Raw genomic sequence first — 22,049 nt, forward strand, 5'->3', positions numbered from 1 at the left:
AGGACGACGGTCCGCCGGACAGGACGACTGGGAGCGAGCGCGGCGCAATGGGTGAGGTCTTCGCTGGTCGGTACGAGTTGGTCGACCCGATCGGACGCGGCGGTGTGGGCGCGGTCTGGCGTGCCTGGGACCACCGGCGCCGCCGCTATGTCGCCGCCAAGGTCCTCCAGCAGAGCGACGCGCACACTCTGCTGCGTTTCGTACGCGAGCAGGCCGTGCGGATCGATCACCCGCATGTGCTCGCGCCGGCCAGCTGGGCCGCCGACGACGACAAGGTCCTGTTCACCATGGACCTGGTGAGCGGCGGATCGCTGGCCCATGTCATCGGCGACTACGGGCCGTTGCCCCCGCGTTTCGTCTGTGTCCTGCTCGACCAGCTCCTCGCCGGTCTCGCGGCGGTGCACGCCGAAGGAGTCGTGCACCGGGACATCAAGCCCGCCAACATACTGCTGGAGGCCACCGGGACGGGCCGGCCGCATCTGAGGCTGTCCGACTTCGGCATCTCCATGCGCAAGGGCGAGCCGCGCCTGACGGAGACCAACTACGTGGTGGGCACGCCCGGTTACTTCGCGCCGGAGCAGATGATGGGCGCGGAGCCGGACTTCCCCGCCGACCTCTTCGCCGTCGGTCTGGTCGCGCTCTATCTGCTGGAGGGCCAGAAGCCCGACTCCAAGGCCCTGGTGGAGTATTTCGAGGCGCACGGCACCCCCGGAGCACCGCAGGGAATCCCCGAGCCGCTGTGGCAGGTCCTCGCCGGTCTGCTCCAGCCGGACCCGAGCGCGCGGTTCCGTACCGCCACGGGGGCCCGCAAGGCCCTCACGGCGGCCGTCGAGATGCTGCCGGACCAGACCGAGGACGACGAGCCCGTCGAGGTCTTCGACCAACTCGGCCCGCTGCCGCACCCGTTCGGCCCCGAAGGGCCCGTCTCGCCCTCCGACCCGAACCGGTCGGCCGGGGCCCCTCAGCCGTCCCCGTACGGAAACCAGCACACCGGTGCCTTCACCGGGGGAGTGACCGGCGGGCTCACGGGCGGACTCACGGGCGGTGTCCCCGACGGGATGACCGGTGGGGCGACCAGCGGGACGACCGAGGGGCAGCAGCCCCGGAGCGGCCCGAGCGATCCCTGGACGCCCGACCCCACCTCCGTACCGCGGCAGCCCGCCCCCGCGACCTCCATGTCGGAGACCGGCAGCTTCCACCTCCCCCCGCCGCCGCAGGCCGAGCAGCGACAGGAACCGCACCACCACCCCCAGCAGCATCAGTCCCACCAACCCCCTTCCGGTCCGCACCCGTTGCAGCCGACCCCGCCCACCGCTCCCTACGCGACGCCCACGCATCCGCCCGCTTCCTCTCCCCCTGGGACGCCCGACCTGTCGCAGGCGCCCACCGCCGCCGTGCCGCACGACGACTTGCAGCACACCCGTAGATACACCGCTCAGCAGCCCGGGGTTCCCGCCCAGTACCCACCCGCTCCCTACGCCCCGTACACGCCGGGAGCACCCGGCACCCCGAGCGCCCCCGCCCCGGCCCACGCCCCGGTGGCCCCGCAGAAGCGACCGGGACCGCCACCCAAGGTGACGATCCCGGTTCTCCTGCTCGCACTTGTCTGTTTCGCCGTGGGCTTCTGGGCGCTCTCCCAGACCTGACGCCCCCGCGCCCGGCCGCCCGGAGAACCCGCTACCGCCCCGCCGCCCGCCGCCGCGCCAGCAGCATCCACCCGCCGAGCCCCAGCACCAGCACCGTCCCCGTACCTATCCCGCCCGCGGCGACCAGCTCCATCGTGCCGGAGTCCCCGGCGGCCTCGGACGTCTTCCCGTCGCCCGCCGGGTCGAGGCCCTCGTCCGGCACGGTGAACTCGTCGGCCGGCCCGTCGTACCCCGGCCCGTCCTCGGCCGTCCCGTCGACCGCCACCCGCAACGTCAGATCGTGCGGCAGCTGCCCGAACTTCTCGCCCACCTCGGGGTTGAGGCTCACCCGCAGGTAGTACCAGCCCGCGAAGCGCATCGCCCTCTCGTCACCCGAGGAACTGAAGCGGTTCGCGTAATCCACCGGCGGCGCCGGATCCGTCGACAGCGACTTCTGCTCGCCGTTGTACGTCATCGACTCCGCGCTGTCGACAAGCCCTCTCGCCGGGTTGTACACGGCCAGGGACAGCGCGCCGCTGACGAAGCCGTCCCCCTCCGAACTCCCCAGCTCCGCGCTGGTGAAGAGCTGCTGCCCCCAGTCGACGGGCACGCGGTAGAACAGCGACTCACCGGGATCGATCCCCGCCGTCCACTCACCCCGGCCCAGGCTCGTGGCATCGGTGAATCCGGCGCCGCCCTCACGCGCCTTCGAAGCGCCCGACGGCGGCTCGGGGGAGGCGCTCGGCCAGTCGTCCGGCGCCTCGGTGGGTCCGGCGGTCGTGAGCCCGGGCTCGGACAGGAACCGCAGTTCCAGGTCCCAGGCGTCCTGTGTGGAGGTGGCTTTCGACTCCCGCTCCACGATCACGTAGTACGTACCGGCCTTCCGGCACGCCCCGTACTCCTTGCCGTCGAGAGTCCGCGTCGCGTACGCGGTCAGCGGGTGCGGGTAGTCGCTCGACGACAGGACGCGGGCCTGTTCGGAGTCGCAGTCCCGGCCGTCGCCGTCCTGCACCGTGACCGTGAGCTTGTCGCCGTAGTCCACGCTCGACCCCAGCTCCGGCACGGCGGTCGCCGACGCGTACGCGCTCTCCGCCGCGTCCAGGTCCAGCCGGTAGAAGAGCTTCTTGCCCGGTTCGATCGAATCGCGGTACGTGGAGCCCGCTTCGAGCGGCCGTGCGGCGCTGGTGCTCGCGGCGCCACGAACCTGTTCGGCCGCCGGATCGAAGGCGTACGGACTCGGCCCCTCCGCCGCGCGGGCCGTACCGGCCAGTCCGGGCAGACCCGGCCCTCCGGAGCCCGGCTGCGCCGCCACCGCGCACATCGCCGCCGCCGCGACCAGCGCGACCCGGCCCCTGTTGCGCAGCCTCTTCACGAGCTTCCCCTTGTCGTCCCGGCGGCTCCGCCGCCCGCCACCAACAGCCCGCACCGGCCGCCCCACGGGGTCGGGGTGCCGGTCCATCCTGCCCCGCCGGTCCCGCGCCTGTCTGCGCGGGCAGCGGATCCGCCCGCACACACCGGGACCGCAACGGGACCACACCGGGCCAGACCTTTACAAAAGCAACCAAATCATTCGCCGAGGCGAATCGAACAGGCCCCACGACAGCGCGAAGCCCCGATCGCCTCAGCGACCGGGGCCCGCCTACCGACTACTGGGTCTCACACACCCGAACCTGCGGGCACGGAGTCAGTCGCCTCCGTCCACAGATCCTGCTCGGCGCGATCCGCCTGGATCTGGCGGTACACGAGGAGCCCGCCGATGGCGGCCAGTGCGACCAGGAGAAGCTTCTTCACCGCGCGACCTCGTCTTTCCTTGTCTAAGGGGCCTTCTGGCGCCCGACTATACACACCGACCGATACCGATCGGTGACCTACATGCGCCCCCAACTCAGGGCCCACCACCTCCAGTCAACACCCACGCGAAGCAAAGCGATCCGCCCGGACAGAAGACTCTCTGTCCGGGCGGATCGGCGCTTGTGGGCCAACAGGATGCGAACCCGCGGCCTTGTCCTCGTCAGGACTCGCCGCCACGTTCGAATGGTCCCCAGGTCGGCGTCGTACGGCTCTGACCTGCATCTTCATCCGTCTACACCAGCAAACACCCGCCTGCCCCACCGAAGGGGGCCCACCCGGTGCCGTAGATCCGGGCGGTGGCGGCCGCGAGAGGGGCTGGGCCGTCACCGTCCTGGCCGGGGATGGTGCGGCGCCTGCCCTGTCTCGCTCATAGTGTGGGGGTCTGGGTTTAGCCTTCGCCGCTGAGGATTTCGGAGACCTTGTCGGAGAGGCCGGTGGCGATGTCCTCGGCGACGCCGGTGCCGACGATGGCGGCGATGATGAGGGCGACGAGGACGATGACGCCGACGTATTCGACGGCTCCCTGTCCCTTGTCGCTGCGGCGCTTGAGGGCGGTGACGGCGGTGTTGGCCCAGGTGCCGACGTAGAGGCGGGCGTTGGTGGCGGCCTTCAGCGTGACGTTCGACATGTGAGTGTCCCCTTGGGTGCCGGCCGGCCGTCTTCCGGCCGACTCGTACGAGTCTGTGGTGCCACCCGCGCTTCCGGCTTCCTCCTGGCCGGTCTCGCTGGCGACATGAGAAACGTACGACCCCCACCCCACCCCCGGCATGGGCCCCAAGACCCAACCCCAGACCCAACCCCACACATAGGCCCAGCCCCTTGGCCGTCCCCGAAACGGTGGGTCCCCCGGCCCCGGGCCCACCGCGGACCGGACTCCTGAAAGCCCGGTTGACCGGCCGATCCCGCTCACCGAAACCAAAGACCCCCAGGCGCCTTCGCCTGGGGGTCTTCTCGCAAGTGGGGCTAACAGGATTTGAACCTGTGGCCTCATCCTTATCAGGGATGCGCTCTAACCAACTGAGCTATAGCCCCGCGCTGCCCCTGAAGATTAGCGCACTCCAGGGCCAGTCCCAAAATCGATACCGGGGCCCCCGCTCTCCCCCCGGCCGTCCTCCGGCCGTCCCCATCCGGCCTGTTGGGAGGGGTTCTTACTCGTCCTCGGCCAGCGTCAGCTCGACGCCGCCCACAAAGCCCGCCGACAGGTTGTAGATGAAGGAGCCGAGCGTCGCCAGCGCCGTCGCCAGCACCACGTCGATCACCGCGATCACCGAGGTGAAGATGAGCACGCGCGGCAGCGAGAGGAACGATTGCAGGTCGAAGCCGTTGCTCTCGTTCGAGCCCGTCGCCTCGCTGATCGTCCCGCCCACCGTCGAGAAGACGCCCATCGCGTCCATGACCATCCACAGCACCGCCGCGGCGATGACCGTGCACACGCCGAGGGCGATGGAGAGCAGGAAGCTGACCTTCATCACCGACCACGGGTCGGCCTTCGCCACCCGCAGCCGCGCCTTGCGCGTGCGCGGTGTCGTACGAGCGCCCGTACGCGGCAGGCGTACGCCCGTCGTCGTGGTGGACTGCCGGCCGCCGCCGGCCGGATATGTCTGTGCCGGCTGCCCCGGACTCACGCCCTGCCCCTGTCCTTGCCCCAGCTGTACATGCGGCTGGGCTGCTGCCTGCGCCGGTTGAGGCTGCGCCGGCTGTGCGGCCGGTCGCTGCTGTCCGCCCTGTGTCCCCCCGCCCGACGGCGTCGGATACGCCTGCGGCGGGTGGTACGGCTGCGCAGCCTGCTGCTGCGGCTGCTCGGATCCGTACGTCTCAAAAGGGGGCTGCTGCCCCCGGGTGTCGGTCACCGTACCCCCTGGGAGACCGTGGCAGGGCCACGGGCACCGTTCGCTCCGGAAGCGGCCGAGCCGGCGCCCGTGGCTCCACTCACGCTGTCTACTCCTCGTGCTCCGCGACCGAGGGCTCTGTGCCCTCAGCGTCCTCGGCAAGCGCGGCTCCTTCGGTCACCGGACCGTCCTCGGCATCCTCGCCGACGACCCCTTCGACCTCTTCAGCCTCACGACCCGCCTCGGCGTTACGAGCGATGCCTACCACGGCATCGCGCTTGCCCAGGTTGATCAGTTGAACACCCATGGTGTCACGGCCCGTCTCCCTGACTTCGTTGACTCGCGTACGAATCACACCGCCGCCCAGGGTGATGGCGAGGATCTCGTCCGTCTCCTCCACCACCAGCGCACCGACCAGCGACCCGCGGTCCTCCACGATCTTCGCGGCCTTGATACCGAGGCCGCCACGTCCTTGGACGCGATATTCGTCGACGTTGGTTCGCTTCGCGTATCCACCGTCTGTAGCAGTGAACACGAACGTACCGGGCCTGACGACATTCATCGACAGCAGTTCGTCCCCTTCGCGGAAACTCATCCCCTTCACACCCGATGTCGCCCGGCCCATCGGCCGCAGCGAATCGTCCGTGGCGGTGAAACGGATCGACTGAGCCTTCCGGCTGATGAGCAGCAGGTCGTCCTCCGCCGACACCAGCTCGGCACCGATCAGCTCGTCGTCCGCGCCCGAGTCCGTCTCACGGAGGTTGATCGCGATCACACCGCCGGAGCGGGGCGAGTCGTAATCCTTCAGAGACGTCTTCTTGACCAGACCGGCCTTTGTCGCCAGCACCAGATACGGCGCCGCCTCGTAGTCCCGTACAGCGAGGATCCGGGCGATCTTCTCGTCCGGCTGGAACGCCAGCAGGTTCGCCACGTGCTGACCGCGCGCGTCACGCCCGGCGTCCGGCAGCTCGTACGCCTTCGCGCGGTACACCCGGCCCTTGTTCGTGAAGAACAGCAGCCAGTGGTGGGTCGTCGAGACGAAGAAGTGGTCGACGATGTCGTCCGACTTGAGCTTCGTACCGCGCACGCCCTTGCCGCCGCGCTTCTGCGAGCGGTAGTCGTCGGTCTTCGTACGCTTCACATAACCGCCACGCGAGATGGTGACGACGATGTCCTCCTCGGCGATCAGGTCCTCGATGGACATGTCGCCGTCGAACGGCACCAGCTTGGAACGCCGGTCGTCGCCGAACTTCTCGACGATCACGGCCAGTTCCTCACTGACGATCTGCCGCTGCCGCTCGGGCGAGGCGAGGATCGCGTTGTACTCGTTGATCTTCGCCTGGAGCTCGTCGTGCTCGGCGACGATCTTCTGCCGCTCCAGCGCCGCCAGCCGGCGCAGCTGCATCTCCAGGATCGCGTTCGCCTGGATCTCGTCGATCGACAGCAGCCGCATCAGGCCGCCGCGCGCCGTCTCGACGGTGTCGCTGCGCCGGATCAGCGCGATGACCTCGTCGATCGAGTCCAGCGCCTTGAGCAGACCACGCAGGATGTGCGCGCGCTCCTCGGCCTTGCGCAGCCGGAAGCGCGTACGCCGGACGATGACCTCGATCTGGTGCGTCACCCAGTGCCTGATGAACGCGTCGATCGACAGCGTGCGCGGCACGCCGTCCACCAGGGCCAGCATGTTCGCGCCGAAGTTCGTCTGCAGGTCCGTGTGCTTGTACAGGTTGTTCAGCACGACCTTGGCGACCGCGTCGCGCTTGAGCACGACCACCAGCCGCTGCCCGGTACGCGAGGACGTCTCGTCGCGCACATCGGCGATGCCGCCGACCTTGCCGTCCTTCACCAGGTCGGCGATCTTCTGCGCGAGATTGTCGGGGTTGGTCTGGTACGGCAGCTCCGTGACGACCAGGCACTGCCTGTTCTGGATCTCCTCGACCGCGACGACCGCGCGCATCGTGATCGAGCCACGGCCCGTGCGGTACGCCTCCTCGATGCCCCGACGGCCCACGACCAGCGCGCCGGACGGGAAGTCCGGGCCCTTGATGCGCTCGATCAGCGCGTCGAGCAGCTCCTCGTGGGAGGCGTCCGGGTGCTCCAGCGCCCACTGCGCGCCCGCGGCGACTTCCCGCAGGTTGTGCGGCGGGATGTTGGTGGCCATACCGACGGCGATACCGGCCGACCCGTTGATCAGCAGGTTCGGGAAGCGCGCCGGCAGGACCGTCGGCTCCTGGTTGCGGCCGTCGTAGTTGTCCGTGAAGTCGACGGTCTCCTCGTCGATGTCCCGGAGCATCTCCATCGACAGCGGCATCAGCTTGCACTCGGTGTACCGCATCGCGGCCGCCGGGTCGTTGCCGGGAGAGCCGAAGTTGCCGTTGGAGTCCACCAGCGGCATCCGCATCGACCACGGCTGCGCGAGGCGGACCAGCGCGTCGTAGATCGAGGAGTCGCCGTGCGGGTGGTACGTGCCCATCACGTCACCGACGACGCGGGCGCACTTGTAGAAGCCCTTCTCCGGCCGGTAGCCGCCGTCGTACATCGCGTACAGCACCCGGCGGTGGACAGGCTTCAGACCGTCCCGTACGTCGGGCAGCGCACGCGAGACGATGACGGACATCGCGTAGTCGAGGTACGAGCGCTGCATCTCCGTCTCGAGCCCCACGGGCTCGACACGCATGCCCACGCCTTCCACGGCGGGCACCTCTTCGGGCATCACAGGAGTGTTCTCGTCGGCCATTGCTGGTCAGTGTTCCTTTCGGCCTGTTCGAATCTGTCAGCGGGAGACCGACTCAGATGTCGAGGAAGCGGACGTCCTTGGCGTTGCGCTGGATGAACGAGCGCCGTGCCTCGACGTCCTCACCCATCAGCACCGAGAACAGGTCGTCGGCCTGCGCCGCGTCGTCGAGCGTGACCTGACCGAGCACACGGTGGTCGACGTCCATCGTCGTCATGCGCAGCTCCTCGGCGTTCATCTCACCGAGACCCTTGAAGCGCTGGATCGAGTCTTCCCTGATCCGCTTGCCGTTCTGCTTCCCCAGCTCGACCAGGGCGTCGCGCTCCCGGTCCGAGTACGCGTACTCGAAGTCGTCCCGGCCCCACTTGATCTTGTACAGCGGGGGGCGCGACAGATACACGTGCCCCGCCTCGACCAGCGGGCGCATGAAGCGGAAGAGGAACGTCAGCAGCAGCGTGTTGATGTGCTGGCCGTCGACATCGGCGTCCGCCATCAGAATGATCTTGTGATAGCGGAGCTTCTCGATGTCGAAGTCCTCGTGCACACCGGTGCCGAACGCCGAGATCAGCGCCTGCACCTCGGTGTTCTGGAGGATCTTGTCGATCCGCGCCTTCTCGACGTTCAGGATCTTTCCGCGGATCGGCAGAATGGCCTGATACTGCGGGTTGCGGCCGGACTTCGCGCTGCCGCCGGCCGAGTCGCCCTCGACGATGAAGATCTCGCACTTGGACGGGTCGTTCGACTGGCAGTCGCTCAGCTTGCCCGGCAGCGACGCCGACTCCAGCAGGCCCTTGCGACGGGTGAGATCCCGCGCCTTACGGGCCGCGACCCGGGCCGTGGCGGCCTGGATCGACTTGCGGATGATGTCGGCCGCCTCATTGGGATGCCGGTCGAACCAGTCCGTCAGATGCTCGTGCACGATCTTCTGTACGAAGGTCTTCGCCTCCGTGTTGCCGAGCTTGGTCTTCGTCTGGCCCTCGAACTGCGGCTCGCCCAGCTTGACCGAGATGATCGCCGTCAGACCCTCGCGGATGTCCTCGCCCGCCAGGTTGTCGTCCTTCTCGCGCAGGAACTTCTTCTCGCGCGCGTACCGGTTGACCAGGCCGGTCATCGCCGCGCGGAAGCCCTCCTCGTGCGTACCGCCCTCATGCGTGTGGATCGTGTTGGCGAAGGAGTACACCCCCTCGCTGTACTGCGAGTTCCACTGCATCGCGATCTCCACCGAGAGCATCCGCTCCTTGTCCTCGGCGTCGATGTCGATGACCGTGGGGTGGATCAGCTCGCCCTTGCGGGAGTTGAGGTACTTCACGAAGTCGACGATGCCGCCCTCGTAGAAGTACGTCACGCTGCGCACCGGCTCCTCGCCGGCCTCCTCGGCCGAGTCCGCTCCCGCGACGTCGGCGCCCACGACGGCCTTCGCCGACTCGCGCTCGTCGGTCAGCTTCAGGGTCAGGCCCTTGTTGAGGAAGGCCATCTCCTGGAAGCGCCGCGAGAGCGTCTCGAAGGAGTACTCGGTCGTCTCGAAGACGTCGGGGTCGGCCCAGAAGGTGACCGTCGTGCCCGACTCGGCCGTCTCCTCGTTGCGCGCGAGCGGCGCCGTCGGCACCCCGAGCTTGTAGTCCTGCGTCCAGCGGTAGCCGTCGCGCTTGACCTCGACGGCGACCTTCGACGACAGCGCGTTCACGACGGAGACACCCACGCCGTGCAGACCGCCGGAGACGGAGTAGCCGCCGCCGCCGAACTTTCCGCCCGCGTGCAGCACCGTCAGCACGACCTCGACGGCCGGCTTGCCCTCGGAGGGGACGATGTCCACGGGGATGCCACGACCGTTGTCGACCACCCGGACCCCGCCGTCGGCGAGGATCGTGACGTCGATGGTGTCCGCGTGCCCCGCCAGAGCCTCGTCGACGGAGTTGTCGACGACCTCGGTCACAAGGTGATGAAGCCCACGTTCACCGGTCGAGCCGATGTACATACCGGGACGCTTACGGACCGCGTCCAGGCCCTCCAGCACCGTGATGGCGCTGGCGTCGTACGAACCCGTCACCTCGCCGTTCTCACCAGTGGTCACGGACGGAGTCTTCTCGTTGGGGTTGCCGGAATCGGCCACGAAGCGCCCTTTCTGGCACAGCACAGGCCGTTCTCCGGACAGGCGGGAGCGGCTGCGTCGTTCGGCTTGCGACAGTGTTTGTCGGTCTTGGTAAAGCGACTCCCGCCGACGAGGCGGGATTCTCGACCAGTCTACCGGTAGCCGCGACCCGAATGGGGGTTTGCCGGTACCTGAGTCCGCATGTGCCGCCCTGAACCGGCGGCTGCCGACTCCCCATATTCGGGCAGGGGCTCCAAGAGGCTCACGCGGGCTTTGAGCGCTTCGGGCTGTCAACCTCCCGCTACCGTGAGGGACAGCTCACACTGCGCAGGCGTACGACGAGGTCACAGCGGTCTCCGCGGCGCCCCGGAGAGACACGGGGGAACGCGTGTGAAGTGGGGTTCGCACAGGGGCTGTTGGGGCTTTCGGGGCCCTCCTGACGGGCCGTCGAAGCGGCTCCGGGAGGGGCCCCGGTCAACGGTGGGGCGCCCCGCTCAGCCGTACGGGGAGGCGCGGGGAGGGCCCCTCGGGAGCTCAGGGGCGCTTCGGGGTGGTTCGGGCGGGTTCGACTGAGAGGACGGAGCGGGATACGGAGTGCGTACAGGCGGCTACCGAACGGCCGCGTACCGGCGTACGCCCCGGATGGGCCGTACGCGCCGCCGCACCCGCGGGGCACGTACCGCCGCGCGCGGCCCTCAGCCGTACGTGTCCCCCGGGCCCTTGCTGCCGGGCGCCCGCAGCGCGCCGAAGCGCCGCGCGGGACCGGCGGGGCCCCGCACCTTGATCACCTTCACCGTGCCGTGCCCCAGGTCCTCGTTCAGCCGGGCCACCAGCCGGGGCGCCAGCAGCCGCAGCTGCGTCGCCCAGGCCGTGGAGTCGCAGATCACCGTCAGGATCCGCGCGTCCTCCTCGTACCGCTCGGGCACACAGTGCTTGGCCAGGTCGTCGCCCACGATCTGCGGCCACCGGCCCATCACACCGCCCACGGCGGCCGGTGTCTCCCAGCCGCGCTCGGTGATCAGCCGGTTGATCGCGGCCCCCAGCGAGAGCGGATCACGGCCGTCGGCCCCCGAGCCCGACCGCAGACCGCCGCCCCGTCTGGCCTGCTTCTTCTGCTGCGCGGCGGCGCCACGGGCGCGCGCCTGCTCCTTCGCCGCCCGCAGGGCGACCCGCGCCAGGTCCACGCCCGACGCCTCGACGGGCCCCGGGACGGCCGGCTCCGACGGCCCCCCGGCGCGACCGGCCGGGTCGGCGGGGTCGGGCAGCGCGGCGGGAGCGCCACCGCTCCGCGCGGACCCGCCCGCCCGCTCGTTCCTCCCGGGCCCGCTCATGTCCGCTCCACCGTGCCCTCGGCCACCGTGAACCGCACCCCGGCCAGGATGCCCGGCACGTCGTCGTCCACCGCCGCCGTGACCAGCACCTGTTCACCGGGCGCCACCAGCTCCGCCAGCCGCTCCCGGCGGCGCACGTCCAGCTCGGCGAAGACGTCGTCGAGGACCAGCACCGGCTCGTTGCCCTCGGCGCGCAGCAGATCGTACGAGGCCAGCCGCAGCGCCAGCGCGTACGACCAGGACTCGCCGTGGCTCGCGTATCCCTTGGCCGGCAACTGGCCCAGCTTCAGCAGCAGTTCGTCCCGGTGCGGCCCCACCAGCGTGACCCCCCGTTCGATCTCCTGCTTACGCGTCCCCGCCAGCGCGGCCATGAGCTGGGCGTACAGCTCCTCGCGCGTACGCGCCACCTCGGCGCCCGCACCGGGGGCCCCGCCGGAGACCGCGCCCTCGGAGGCGGCGGACGAGGACCGGTACTCCAGCGCCACCGGCCCGCCGCCGGGCGCCAGTTGCTCGTACGCCTTGTCCGTCAGCGGCTGCAACGTCTCGATCAGATCCAGCCGCCGCGCCAGCAACTCGGCGCCCACCTGGGCCAGATGCTGGTCCCACACGTCCAGCGTGGAGAGATCCATCCCGCGCCCGCCGTGCCGCCGCGCCATCGCCGCCGACTTCAGGAGGGTGTTGCGCTGCTTGAGCACCCGGTCGTAGTCCGATCGCACGCCCGCCATCCGGGGGGAGCGCGCCGTGATCAGCTCGTCGAGGAAGCGCCGGCGCTCACCGGGGTCGCCCTTCACCAGCGCCAGATCCTCCGGCGCGAACAGCACCGTCCGCACTATCCCCAGCACATCGCGCGGCCGGACCTGCGAAGACCTGTTGATCCTGGCCCTGTTCGCGCGGCCCGGATTGAGTTCGAGCTCGACCAGTTGCGAGCGGTCCCCCTGGGTGACGGCGGCCCGGATCACCGCGCGCTCGGCGCCCATCCGCACCAGCGGGGTGTCCGAGGAGACCCGGTGGCTGCCGAGGGAGGCGAGATAGCCGACCGCCTCGACCAGATTGGTCTTCCCCTGCCCGTTGGCCCCCACGAAGGCGGTGACGCCCGGATCGAGCGGCACCTCGATCCGGGCGTACGAACGGAAGTCGGCCAGCGAGAGATGCGTGACGTGCATGGACGTGGGCCGACCTCCCCGGTTTCTCGGCGCCGCCCGCGAGGGCGGAGGACTACTTCGTGTTCTCGGGAGCGGCGGGCTTGGGCTTGCCGGGCTTGCCCGGCGTGCTCTCGTCCGCCTGCTCGACCGCGTGGCCACCGAACTGGTTGCGCAGCGCGGCGACCATCTTCATCTGCGGCGAGTCGTCCTGCCGCGACGCGAACCGGGCGAACAGCGACGCGGTGATCGCGGGCAGCGGCACCGAGTGGTCGATGGCCGCCTCGACCGTCCACCGGCCCTCGCCCGAGTCGTCGGCGTAGCCCCGCAGGGCTTCCAGGTGCTCGTCGCCGTCCAGCGCGTTGACCGCCAGGTCCAGCAGCCAGGACCGGATGACCGTGCCGTCCTGCCAGGAGCGGAAGACCTCGCGTACGTCGGTGACCGCGTCGACCTTCTCCAGCAGCTCCCAGCCCTCGGCGTAGGCCTGCATCATGGCGTACTCGATGCCGTTGTGGACCATCTTCGCGAAGTGGCCGGCGCCGACCTTGCCCGCGTGGACCGCGCCCTTGTCGCCCGGGGGCTTGAGGGCGTCGAAAATCGGCTGGACCTTCTCGACGTACTCCGGCTTGCCGCCGTACATCAGCGCGTAGCCGTTCTGGAGGCCCCAGACACCGCCGGAGACGCCGCAGTCGACGAAGCCGACACCCTTGATGCCGAGCTCCACCGCGTGCTTCTGGTCGTCCGTCCAGCGGGAGTTGCCGCCGTCCACGACCACGTCGCCGGGGGACAGCAGCTCCGCCAGCTCGTCGATCGTCGACTGCGTCGCCGCACCCGAGGGGACCATCACCCAGACGACCCGGGGGCCTTCCAGCCGGTTCACCAGCTCTTCGAGGCTGTGGACGTCCGCGATGTCCGCGTTCCGGTCGTATCCGATGACGGTGTGGCCCGCGCGGCGGATGCGCTCGCGCATGTTGCCGCCCATTTTGCCGAGGCCGACGAGACCGAGCTCCATCAGTGGTTCCTTACGCGTTGAGCCGACAGTCGTTCAGGCGCGGGGCGGACGGCGACGTGCCGCACGACCCGGGCCCGAGCCTACGCCGGGCCTCGTGGGACGGTCCGGCGACACCTCCCCGAGCGCCCGGGGCGCCTCCCGACGGCCCGGCGCGGACGCGATCAGCCCGACAGCCGCACCGGCATGATCAGGTACTTGTACGCGTCGTCGGCCTCGGCATCCAGCGCCGGCTTCCCACTGAGGAGCGCCGGCTTGGTGGAGGTCGTGAAGGAGAGCTGCGCGACGGGCGAGTCGATGGCGCTGAGGCCGTCGAGCAGGAACGTCGGGTTGAAGGCGATCGAGATGTCGTCGCCGTCGAGCTTGGCGTCGACCCTCTCCACAGCCTGTGCGTCGTCGCTGGAGCCCGCTTCGAGGATGAGCACACCCTGCTCGAAGCTGAGCCGCACCGGGGTGTTGCGCTCGGCGACCAGCGCCACACGCTTGACCGCCTCGACGAACGGCGCGGTCTCGATCACCGCGACCGAGTTGAACTCCGTCGGGAAGAGCGTGCGGTACTTCGGGAGATCGCCTTCGAGGAGCCGCGTGGTCGTCCGCCGGCCCGCGCCCTCGAAACCGATCAGACCCTCGCCCGCACCGGAGCCGGAGAGCGCGAGCGTGACCGTGTCGCCGCTGGTGAGGGCCTTGGCGGTGTCCAGCAGCGTCTTGGCGGGCACCAGGGCGACCGCGGAGATGTCGGAGACCTCCGGCTTCCACAGGAAGTCGCGGACGGCGAAGCGGTAGCGGTCGGTCGAGGCGAGGGTGACCGTGTCGCCCTCGATCTCGATCCGTACGCCGGTGAGCACCGGGAGCGTGTCGTCGCGGCCCGCCGCGATGGCCACCTGGGCGGCGGCGGAGGCGAAGACCTCACCGGGGACGGTGCCGGTGGCGGTCGGCATCTGCGGCAGTGCCGGGTACTCGTCCACAGGCAGTGTGTGCAGCGTGAACCGCGAGGAGCCGCAGACCACCGTCGCCCGTACACCGTCTGTGGAGATCTCCACCGGGCGGTTGGGGAGGGCGCGGCAGATGTCGGCGAGCAGCCGGCCGGAGACGAGGACGGTGCCGTCCTCCTCGACCTCGGCGTCCACCGAGACCCGGGCCGAGACCTCGTAGTCGAAGCTGGAGAAGCTCAGCGCGCCTTCCTCGGCCTTCAGCAGAAGGCCCGCAAGAACGGGCGCCGGCGGACGGGCCGGGAGGCTACGGGCCACCCAGGCCACCGCCTCCGCCAGTACATCGCGCTCCACCCGGATCTTCACCGGAACCGCCTCCTGCTGTTGCTGACTCGTCCTGCCGGCCTTCTTCGTCGTCGGCATGAGCTCACTCCGCCGTGGGCAGGGTGAGGTTGCCGGGGACCAGTCTGACGTACGGCACCGACACTCGGTGCTGCTCGGGGTCAAGTCGCGACAACCCGGCCGGGGCGGTCCGGCGCCGAGTTGTGCACAGCACCCACTTCGAAACGGATTCCCAGGTAACTCCAGGTGTTAGTAGTAGTAGGGCCTGTGGATTCCGTGGATAACGTCGTTTTCGCAGGTCAGACCCGTTTTTTTGTCCACCGGCCCTGTGGGCGCCGTCGGTGGACAACCCCGTCGCTCTGTGGACGGCCGAAAGTTCTGCACAACCGGTGCACAGGGGACCCCCACTTCTCCCCAGGGTCGTCCCCAGCTTTTCCGAGGTTCCCCACAGGCCCCGAGGCAACCTCGGTGTGACGCCTTTCACTCGACTCGGTGAACAGTCGTGTTCTGTTGCCGAACAGTGGACAGCGATGTGGAGAAGCGGCCCGAAGCTGTGGGCAACGGACCGTTGCCTGTGGGCCGCCGGTGGACAACGCGACTCGGCGCCTGTGGGCGAAAAAACTGTCCACAGGCTGTGGAGGAAAGTTGGCCACAAATCCCCAGGGGTCTGACCAGGCATGATCCACTTCTGGTCGGCCGGCCTGTGGACGCAGTCTGGACAACTTATCGATCCCCAGGGTGTGGACGGGAGATCGGGCCGCTTTCTGTGGAGAAGCCGCCCTCGGCGCTCCCTATTCGAACGGCGGTTGGGCGCGTGTCATGTACCGGTGGCCCTCCGGACACGACGAAGGGCGCCCCGGGAGGTGTCCCGGAGCGCCCTGAGGCCGGCCGCCGAAGCGGATCCGGCCCGCTCAGCCGTTCTTGATGCGGTTGGTGAGTTCGGTGACCTGGTTGTAGATGGAGCGCCGCTCGGCCATCAGCGCGCGGATCTTGCGGTCGGCGTGCATCACCGTCGTGTGGTCGCGGTTGCCGAACTGCGCGCCGATCTTGGGCAGCGACAGATCCGTCAGCTCACGGCAGAGGTACATGGCGATCTGCCGCGCCGTCACCAGCACCCGGCTGCGGGACGAGCCGCAGAGGTCCTCCACGGTCAGCCCGAAGTAGTCGGCCGTCGCCGCCATGATGGCGCCCGCGGTGATGTCCGGCGCCAGGTCCTCGCCGCCGGGGATGAGGTCCTTGAGCACGATCTCGGTCAGCCCGAGGTCCACCGGCTGCCGGTTGAGCGAGGCGAAGGCCGTCACCCGGATCAGCGCGCCCTCCAGTTCACGGATGTTCCGCGAGATGCGCGAGGCGATGAACTCCAGCACCTCGGGGGGCGCGTTCAGCTGCTCCTGCACCGCCTTCTTACGGAGGATCGCGATACGCGTCTCCAGCTCCGGCGGCTGCACATCGGTGGTCAGGCCCCACTCGAAGCGGTTGCGCAGCCGGTCCTCCAGGGTGATCAGCTGCTTGGGCGGCCGGTCCGACGACAGCACGATCTGCTTGTTCGCGTTGTGGAGCGTGTTGAACGTGTGGAAGAACTCCTCCTGCGTCGACTCCTTGCTCGCCAGGAACTGGATGTCGTCGACGAGCAGGATGTCGACGTCCCGGTACCGCTTGCGGAAGGTGTCGCCCTTCCCGTCGCGGATGGAGTTGATGAACTCGTTGGTGAACTCCTCCGAGCTCACGTACCGCACCCGCGTACCGGGATAGAGGCTGCGCGCGTAGTGCCCGATGGCGTGCAGCAGGTGCGTCTTGCCGAGTCCGGACTCGCCGTAGATGAAGAGCGGGTTGTACGCCTTGGCCGGCGCCTCCGCGACGGCGACGGCCGCCGCGTGCGCGAATCGGTTGGACGCCCCGATGACGAAGGTGTCGAAGAGGTACTTGGGGTTGAGGCGCGCGTGCGGCTCCCCCGGTCCCGGCGGCGGCGAGGCCTGCGCGCCGAGCGGCCCGGTCGCCCCGCCCCGGCCGACGTGCCGCGACTGCTGCGGGTCGAGGTCGTGCCGCTCGGGTCGCTGCTGGTCGTAGGGCCGGCCCTCCGACGACTGCGGCGGCCGGTAGTCGTGCTGCGGCTGCTGGGGTCTTCCGCTCGCGTACGGGTCACGGTCCTGGAAACCGAGCCGCTGCTGCTGCCAGGACAGGTCGTCCGGGGTCCGGGGCCAGGAGCCGGGCTCGGGGCGCTGCTGCTGGTAGTCCGGGTAGGCGGGGCGGGCCGTCGGCATGCCGTCGTCGTCGGAGGAGCGGCGGCCGTAGGGGTGGTAGCCGCCGCCGTCGGAACGCATGTCGTCGAGGCGGGAGTCGAGCCGGGGGTCGTCCCCGCGCATGTCGTCGTGGCGCGGGCCGTGCGGATCACGGCCGTCGTCGTGGCGCGGACCGTGGTCGCGGCCGTCGTCGTGCCCCGGACTCTGGTAGCGGTTCTGCTGCGGCGGCAGCGGGAGGGGATCGCCGGCCGAGTCGTCGACGGTGATCGCGATACGGATCGGCCGGCCGCACTCGCGGCTCAGGGTCTCGCTGATGAGAGGGGCGAGGCGGCCTTCGAGCACCCGCTTGCCCCACTCGTTGGGCACGGCCAGCAGTGCGGTGTCGGCGACCAGGGCGAGCGGCTGGCAGCGCTCGATCCACTGTTTGTCCTTGGGCTCGACTCCCTGCTGGCCCTCCCTGAGGAGCTGCTCCAGCACTCGTGGCCACACTGCGGCAAGATCGGCAGGTACGTCAGCCACAGGGCACGCTCTCTCGCAGGTCCCACGAATATGTGGTTCTCGGGACGGGGTGGGAAGACCGGCGGAAAAGAATCCGGAGTTCGGCCACGGTAGTCAGGGCACCCACGTGGTTCAAGTTGTTGTCCACAGGCTGTGCATAATGGAACGTGGCAACTACCTGGTTTGACCGTATGGCGTAGCCGCGCGTACCGTGACCAGGTCGAGTTGTCGATGGCTGCTGCCGCCTGCCTCCGATGGGCAAGGATCACGATCTGTGGTTGTGAAGCGGTGCACTCGGGCGTTGTCGCGAGCTACTCGTGGGCGCACGGTGACAGCCAGGCGATGTCCCGCCCTTCCGATCATCATTTCTGGAGCCCCCGAGTGAGCAAGCGCACCTTCCAGCCGAACAACCGTCGTCGTGCCAAGACCCACGGCTTCCGGCTCCGTATGCGCACCCGCGCCGGTCGCGCGATTCTCGCGAACCGCCGTGGCAAGGGTCGCGCCAACCTGTCCGCCTGATCGCCACCAGGTTATGACGTGCTGCCTACCGAGAATCGGCTGAGGCGGCGCGAGGATTTCGCGACCGCGGTACGCCGGGGACGCCGGGCCGGACGCCCGCTTCTTGTCGTACATCTACGTAGCGGTACTACGGGCCCGCACGCGCCGGGGGAGAGCGATTCCCCGACGCGGGCGGGTTTCGTCGTAAGCAAAGCCGTGGGCGGGGCCGTCGTCCGGACCCGGGTGAAGCGAAAGCTTCGTCACCTCATACGGGATCGGCTGCCCCGGCTGGCCCCCGGTAGCCTGGTTGTCGTACGTGCGCTGCCCGGTGCGGGCGACGCCGACCATGCACAGCTGGCCCGAGACCTGGATGCCGCCCTGGAGCGGCTGCTGGGAGGGGGCGCGCGATGAAGTACCCGCTACTGGCTCTGATCAAGCTGTACCAGTGGACGATCAGCCCCTTGCTCGGGCCCGTCTGCCGGTACTACCCGTCGTGTTCCCACTACGGCTACACGGCGATCGACCGCCATGGCGCGATCAAGGGCACCGGTCTGACGGCCTGGCGCATTCTCCGGTGCAACCCGTGGTCGCCGGGCGGTGTGGACCATGTCCCACCGCGCAAGCGCCCGCGGTGGCATGAACTGCTGCGCAACGCGTGGCGCGGCACCAAGGGCGGGCAATCCGCCGCCGGCGTGCCTTCCGGGGGTTCGGCCTCGGCCCCCGAAACCCAGAGTCCGGCCGCAGAGACCTCGTCCAATGCTCAAGGAGCCTGATTAGTGGACACGATTGCCAGTTTCTTCAGTTTCATCACCACGCCAGTCTCGTGGGTCATCGTGCAGTTCCACACGGTGTACGGGGCGATCTTCGGCCCTGACACGGGCCTGGCCTGGGGACTGTCCATCGTGTCCCTGGTGATCCTCATCCGGATCTGTCTGATCCCGCTGTTCGTCAAGCAGATCAAGTCGACCCGGAACATGCAGGTCCTTCAGCCCAAGATGAAGGCCATCCAGGAGCGCTACAAGAACGACAAACAGCGCCAGTCCGAAGAGATGATGAAGCTGTACAAGGACACGGGTACCAACCCGCTGTCCTCGTGCCTTCCCATCCTGGCGCAGTCACCGTTCTTCTTCGCGCTCTACCACGTGCTCTCCAGCATCGCGTCGGGCAAGACGATCGGCGTGATCAACCAGGGGCTGCTCGACAGCGCGCGCCAGGCGCACATCTTCGGCGCCCCCCTGGCGGCCAAGTTCACGGACAGCACCGACAAGGTCGCGTCCCTGGACGCCTCGCTGACCTCCGTACGTATCGTCACCGCGATCATGATCGTGCTGATGTCGGCGTCGCAGTTCTACACCCAGCGCCAGCTGATGACGAAGAACGTCGACCTCACGGTCAAGACGCCGTACATGCAGCAGCAGAAGATGCTGATGTACATCTTCCCGGTCATCTTCATGGTGATGGGCGTCAACTTCCCCGTCGGTGTCCTCGTCTACTGGCTGACCACCAACGTGTGGACCATGGGCCAGCAGATGTATGTGATCAACCAGAACCCGACGCCGGGCAGCAAGGCGCAGGACCAGTACCTGGAGCGGCTGCTCAAGAGCATCGCGACGCACAACGAGGTCCGCTCCAAGCGCAGGCGCAACATCGTCTCGGCGATCGTGGCCAAGGGGCCCGACCGCAACGACAATGAGCGTAAGTTCATCACCAGCCTCTCCAAGACCGGTCTGGTCGCTCAGGCGGACGGCACGGTGATCAAGGGCGAGGCCCTGCCCGAGGGCGAGTCGCAGGCGACGAGGCGCCAGCAGCCCAAGCGCCAGCCCAAGTCGAAGCGACAGGCCGGCGGCGGTCAGCCGCAGGCCCCGTCCAAGACCTCGGCCGCGAAGCCTTCGGACGCCACCGGCGAGCCCAAGACGTCGCTCCAGAAGAAGGACGAGCCGCAGGACAGCAAGCCCAAGCCCCCGTCCAAGACCGGCAACGGTGCCGCACGGGCGAAGGCCGGGCCGCGCAAGGGGCAGCAGCGGCCCAGGCATCCGAGCAAGAAGTAAGCGCACCTCCCCGTAGCCCGTAGCCAGCCGTAGTACGAAGGAGTCCATCCGTGTCGGAAGGCACCATCTCCGCCGCCACCGAGGGCAGCGACACCCTCACCCGCCTTGAGCAGGAAGGCGAGATCGCGGCCGACTATCTCGAGGGTCTGCTCGACATCGCCGACCTCGACGGCGACATCGACATGGACGTCGAGGCCGACCGGGCCGCGGTTTCGATCATCAGCGATGTGAGCGGCCGTGATCTGCAGAAGCTCGTCGGGCGGGACGGCGAGGTGCTCGAAGCGCTCCAGGAGCTGACGCGGCTGGCGGTGCACCGGGAGACCGGCGACCGCAGCCGGCTGATGCTGGACATCGGGGGCTTCCGGGCGAAGAAGCGCACGGAGCTCGCCGAGCTGGGCGCCAGGACCGCCGACGAGGTGAAGAGCACCGGTGAGCCGGTGAAGCTGAACCCGATGACGCCCTTCGAGCGCAAGGTCGTGCACGACGCCGTGGCGGCGGCCGGACTGCGCAGCGAGTCCGAGGGCGAGGAGCCACAGCGCTTCGTCGTGGTGCTTCCCGCCTGAGCGGTCTCCCGGTTCTCGGCCCCGTCTGTCCACAGACGGGGCCGTAACTTTGTCAGCAGAACAGTGACTGTGAGCCACGGCCTGGTGGCTCTGTACGGAAGGACGGTTCCCGTGACGGGGTCAGAAGAGCTTCCCGCCGCGCCGGACGAGGCGAGGACGGTGTTCGGGGACTCCTTCCCGGCGGCCGTCCGGTACGCGGAGCTCCTCGCCGACGCGGGGGTCACCCGCGGTCTCATCGGGCCGCGTGAGGTGCCGCGGCTCTGGGAGCGGCACCTGATGAACTGCGCGGTGCTCTCCGAGGTCGTGCCCGAGGGTGTGAGCGTCTGCGACGTGGGTTCCGGGGCCGGGCTGCCGGGGATCCCGCTGGCGCTCGTACGGCCCGATCTGCGGATCACACTGCTGGAGCCGCTGCTGCGGCGGACGAACTTCCTCCAGGAGGTCGTCGAGCTGCTGGGCCTCGATCATGTGACGGTCGTCCGGGGGCGGGCCGAGGAGGTGCTCGGGTCCCTCCAGCCCGTCCATGTGGTGACGGCACGCGCCGTGGCCCCCCTGGACCGGCTCGCCGGCTGGGGCGTGCCGCTGCTGCGCCCGTACGGGGAGATGCTGGCGCTCAAGGGCGACACGGCCGAGGAGGAGCTCAAGAACGCCCGGTCGGCGCTGAGCAAGCTCGGTGTGATCGACTCCTCGGTGCTGCGGGTCGGTGAGGGGGTGGTCGATCCACCGGCCACCGTGGTCCGTGCCGAGGTCGGGGAGAGCCCCGGCGGGGTGAGGTTCGCCACGAAGCGCGCCAGGGCCGCCCGGGCTGACCGGGTGCGCCGACGTCGCTGAGCTCGGCCGCGGAGGAGCGTCGAGAGGCCCGGAGCATCACCGTCGGCGATCCCCGCCGGTGATGCTCCATCGAAGCAGCCATGACCGTCCACTGCGGAGTGTCGTAACGATCCAGCCCACCGGCACGTGCATCGTGTTTCACGTGAAACGTCGCTCACTGCTGCAGGGCATCATCGATCGAGGCCGCGCCGCTTCCACGCCACGGGGAAGGAAACCCCTCGTAAGAGGTACCGGGTTGGCCACAGATATGGATTCATCCACAGAACCACGGGCCTCGCTGGTTCCCGACCCCGAAAGCATGGCAGGCTCTCCTCATTGCGAGCCTGAAGTCGAGGAGAGTGAATCCTTGCGGTCCGACGCCAACATCGCGGGACCGATGACCGATCCGGTCCCCGGCCCCCGTTCAGAGTCGTCGGGGGGGGGGGGTTTGAGGGGAAAAAAAACCCCCCCCCCAGCCCACACCCCCCCCCCGGGGGGGGGGCCCCCCCCCCCCCGC

The 22,049-nt window shown here is 69.2% G+C and carries 18 protein-coding genes, 1 tRNA gene and 1 pseudogene; 8 read left to right on the forward strand and 12 right to left on the reverse strand.

The window, feature by feature from the left end; all coding sequences use genetic code 11:
* The first annotated feature begins 47 nt into the window (after window positions 1-47).
* Complete coding sequence (locus ACFWU9_RS20150) at window positions 48-1,646, forward strand: serine/threonine protein kinase (protein WP_384320184.1); 1,599 nt, start codon at window positions 48-50, stop codon at window positions 1,644-1,646.
* A gap of 31 nt (window positions 1,647-1,677) precedes the next feature.
* Here ACFWU9_RS20150 and ACFWU9_RS20155 read toward each other — a convergent pair whose 3' ends face one another.
* The 12 genes from ACFWU9_RS20155 to dnaA form a co-directional block, all read right to left on the reverse strand.
* Window positions 1,678-2,997 (reverse strand): hypothetical protein, encoded by a 1,320-nt coding sequence (locus ACFWU9_RS20155; protein WP_384320186.1) that lies wholly within the window; start codon window positions 2,995-2,997, stop codon window positions 1,678-1,680.
* A gap of 284 nt (window positions 2,998-3,281) precedes the next feature.
* Window positions 3,282-3,416, reverse strand: a complete 135-nt coding sequence (locus tag ACFWU9_RS20160) for a DLW-39 family protein (protein ID WP_003958712.1) — start codon at window positions 3,414-3,416, stop codon at window positions 3,282-3,284.
* Between the two features lie 448 nt (window positions 3,417-3,864).
* Entirely contained in the window at window positions 3,865-4,104 is a 240-nt protein-coding gene (locus ACFWU9_RS20165) for a hypothetical protein (protein ID WP_384320188.1), read from the reverse strand.
* Between the two features lie 330 nt (window positions 4,105-4,434).
* Window positions 4,435-4,508 (reverse strand) — tRNA-Ile (locus tag ACFWU9_RS20170).
* 116 nt (window positions 4,509-4,624) lie between these two features.
* A complete protein-coding gene (locus tag ACFWU9_RS20175; RefSeq protein WP_384320189.1) occupies window positions 4,625-5,326 on the reverse strand; it encodes a DUF3566 domain-containing protein in 702 nt (233 codons plus the stop codon).
* A gap of 88 nt (window positions 5,327-5,414) precedes the next feature.
* The gene (gene gyrA / locus ACFWU9_RS20180; protein WP_384320191.1) at window positions 5,415-8,042 is read right to left on the reverse strand and encodes a DNA gyrase subunit A; all 2,628 of its coding nucleotides are present in this window, start codon (window positions 8,040-8,042) and stop codon (window positions 5,415-5,417) included.
* A 52-nt stretch (window positions 8,043-8,094) separates the two neighbouring features.
* Entirely contained in the window at window positions 8,095-10,173 is a 2,079-nt protein-coding gene (gyrB, locus tag ACFWU9_RS20185; protein ID WP_384320193.1) for a DNA topoisomerase (ATP-hydrolyzing) subunit B, read from the reverse strand.
* A gap of 650 nt (window positions 10,174-10,823) precedes the next feature.
* Window positions 10,824-11,459, reverse strand: coding sequence for a DUF721 domain-containing protein (locus ACFWU9_RS20190; RefSeq protein WP_384320195.1), 636 nt, complete (start codon window positions 11,457-11,459; stop codon window positions 10,824-10,826).
* Window positions 11,456-12,622, reverse strand: a complete 1,167-nt coding sequence (recF, locus tag ACFWU9_RS20195; RefSeq protein WP_384320197.1) for a DNA replication/repair protein RecF — start codon at window positions 12,620-12,622, stop codon at window positions 11,456-11,458. Before recF ends, ACFWU9_RS20190 begins: the two co-directional genes overlap by 4 nt.
* Window positions 12,623-12,674: 52 nt before the next feature.
* On the reverse strand, window positions 12,675-13,610 hold the full coding sequence (gene gnd / locus ACFWU9_RS20200) for a phosphogluconate dehydrogenase (NAD(+)-dependent, decarboxylating) (protein WP_384320199.1): 936 nt from the start codon (window positions 13,608-13,610) through the stop codon (window positions 12,675-12,677).
* Window positions 13,611-13,771: 161 nt separating this feature from the next.
* Window positions 13,772-14,902: a DNA polymerase III subunit beta gene (dnaN, locus tag ACFWU9_RS20205; RefSeq protein ID WP_078079617.1), complete on the reverse strand. Its 1,131-nt coding sequence runs from the start codon at window positions 14,900-14,902 to the stop codon at window positions 13,772-13,774.
* A gap of 887 nt (window positions 14,903-15,789) precedes the next feature.
* Window positions 15,790-17,637 (reverse strand): chromosomal replication initiator protein DnaA, encoded by a 1,848-nt coding sequence (dnaA, locus tag ACFWU9_RS20210; protein WP_384320201.1) that lies wholly within the window; start codon window positions 17,635-17,637, stop codon window positions 15,790-15,792.
* A 360-nt stretch (window positions 17,638-17,997) separates the two neighbouring features.
* On the opposite strand from dnaA, the gene rpmH reads away from it, so the two are divergent.
* The 7 genes and pseudogenes from rpmH to ACFWU9_RS20245 all read left to right on the forward strand — a co-directional run.
* On the forward strand, window positions 17,998-18,135 hold the full coding sequence (gene rpmH / locus ACFWU9_RS20215) for a 50S ribosomal protein L34 (protein WP_014047156.1): 138 nt from the start codon (window positions 17,998-18,000) through the stop codon (window positions 18,133-18,135).
* Window positions 18,136-18,153: 18 nt separating this feature from the next.
* Window positions 18,154-18,525, forward strand: coding sequence for a ribonuclease P protein component (rnpA, locus tag ACFWU9_RS20220; protein WP_384320203.1), 372 nt, complete (start codon window positions 18,154-18,156; stop codon window positions 18,523-18,525).
* Window positions 18,522-18,887, forward strand: coding sequence for a membrane protein insertion efficiency factor YidD (gene yidD, locus ACFWU9_RS20225; RefSeq protein ID WP_384320205.1), 366 nt, complete (start codon window positions 18,522-18,524; stop codon window positions 18,885-18,887). The genes rnpA and yidD overlap by 4 nt, the downstream gene beginning before the upstream one ends.
* A gap of 3 nt (window positions 18,888-18,890) precedes the next feature.
* The gene (yidC, locus tag ACFWU9_RS20230) at window positions 18,891-20,162 is read left to right on the forward strand and encodes a membrane protein insertase YidC (protein ID WP_384320207.1); all 1,272 of its coding nucleotides are present in this window, start codon (window positions 18,891-18,893) and stop codon (window positions 20,160-20,162) included.
* Between the two features lie 50 nt (window positions 20,163-20,212).
* Window positions 20,213-20,725 carry a R3H domain-containing nucleic acid-binding protein gene (locus tag ACFWU9_RS20235; protein WP_189106265.1) on the forward strand — a complete coding sequence of 171 codons (513 nt, stop codon included), beginning with the start codon at window positions 20,213-20,215 and terminating at the stop codon, window positions 20,723-20,725.
* A 111-nt stretch (window positions 20,726-20,836) separates the two neighbouring features.
* Entirely contained in the window at window positions 20,837-21,553 is a 717-nt protein-coding gene (gene rsmG, locus ACFWU9_RS20240) for a 16S rRNA (guanine(527)-N(7))-methyltransferase RsmG (RefSeq protein ID WP_384320209.1), read from the forward strand.
* Window positions 21,554-21,851: 298 nt separating this feature from the next.
* Window positions 21,852-22,049 (forward strand): annotated as a pseudogene (locus tag ACFWU9_RS20245) (hypothetical protein); the annotation flags it as partial.

It is taken from the genome of Streptomyces sp. NPDC058653, from assembly GCF_042716895.1.
Classification (GTDB): domain Bacteria; phylum Actinomycetota; class Actinomycetes; order Streptomycetales; family Streptomycetaceae; genus Streptomyces.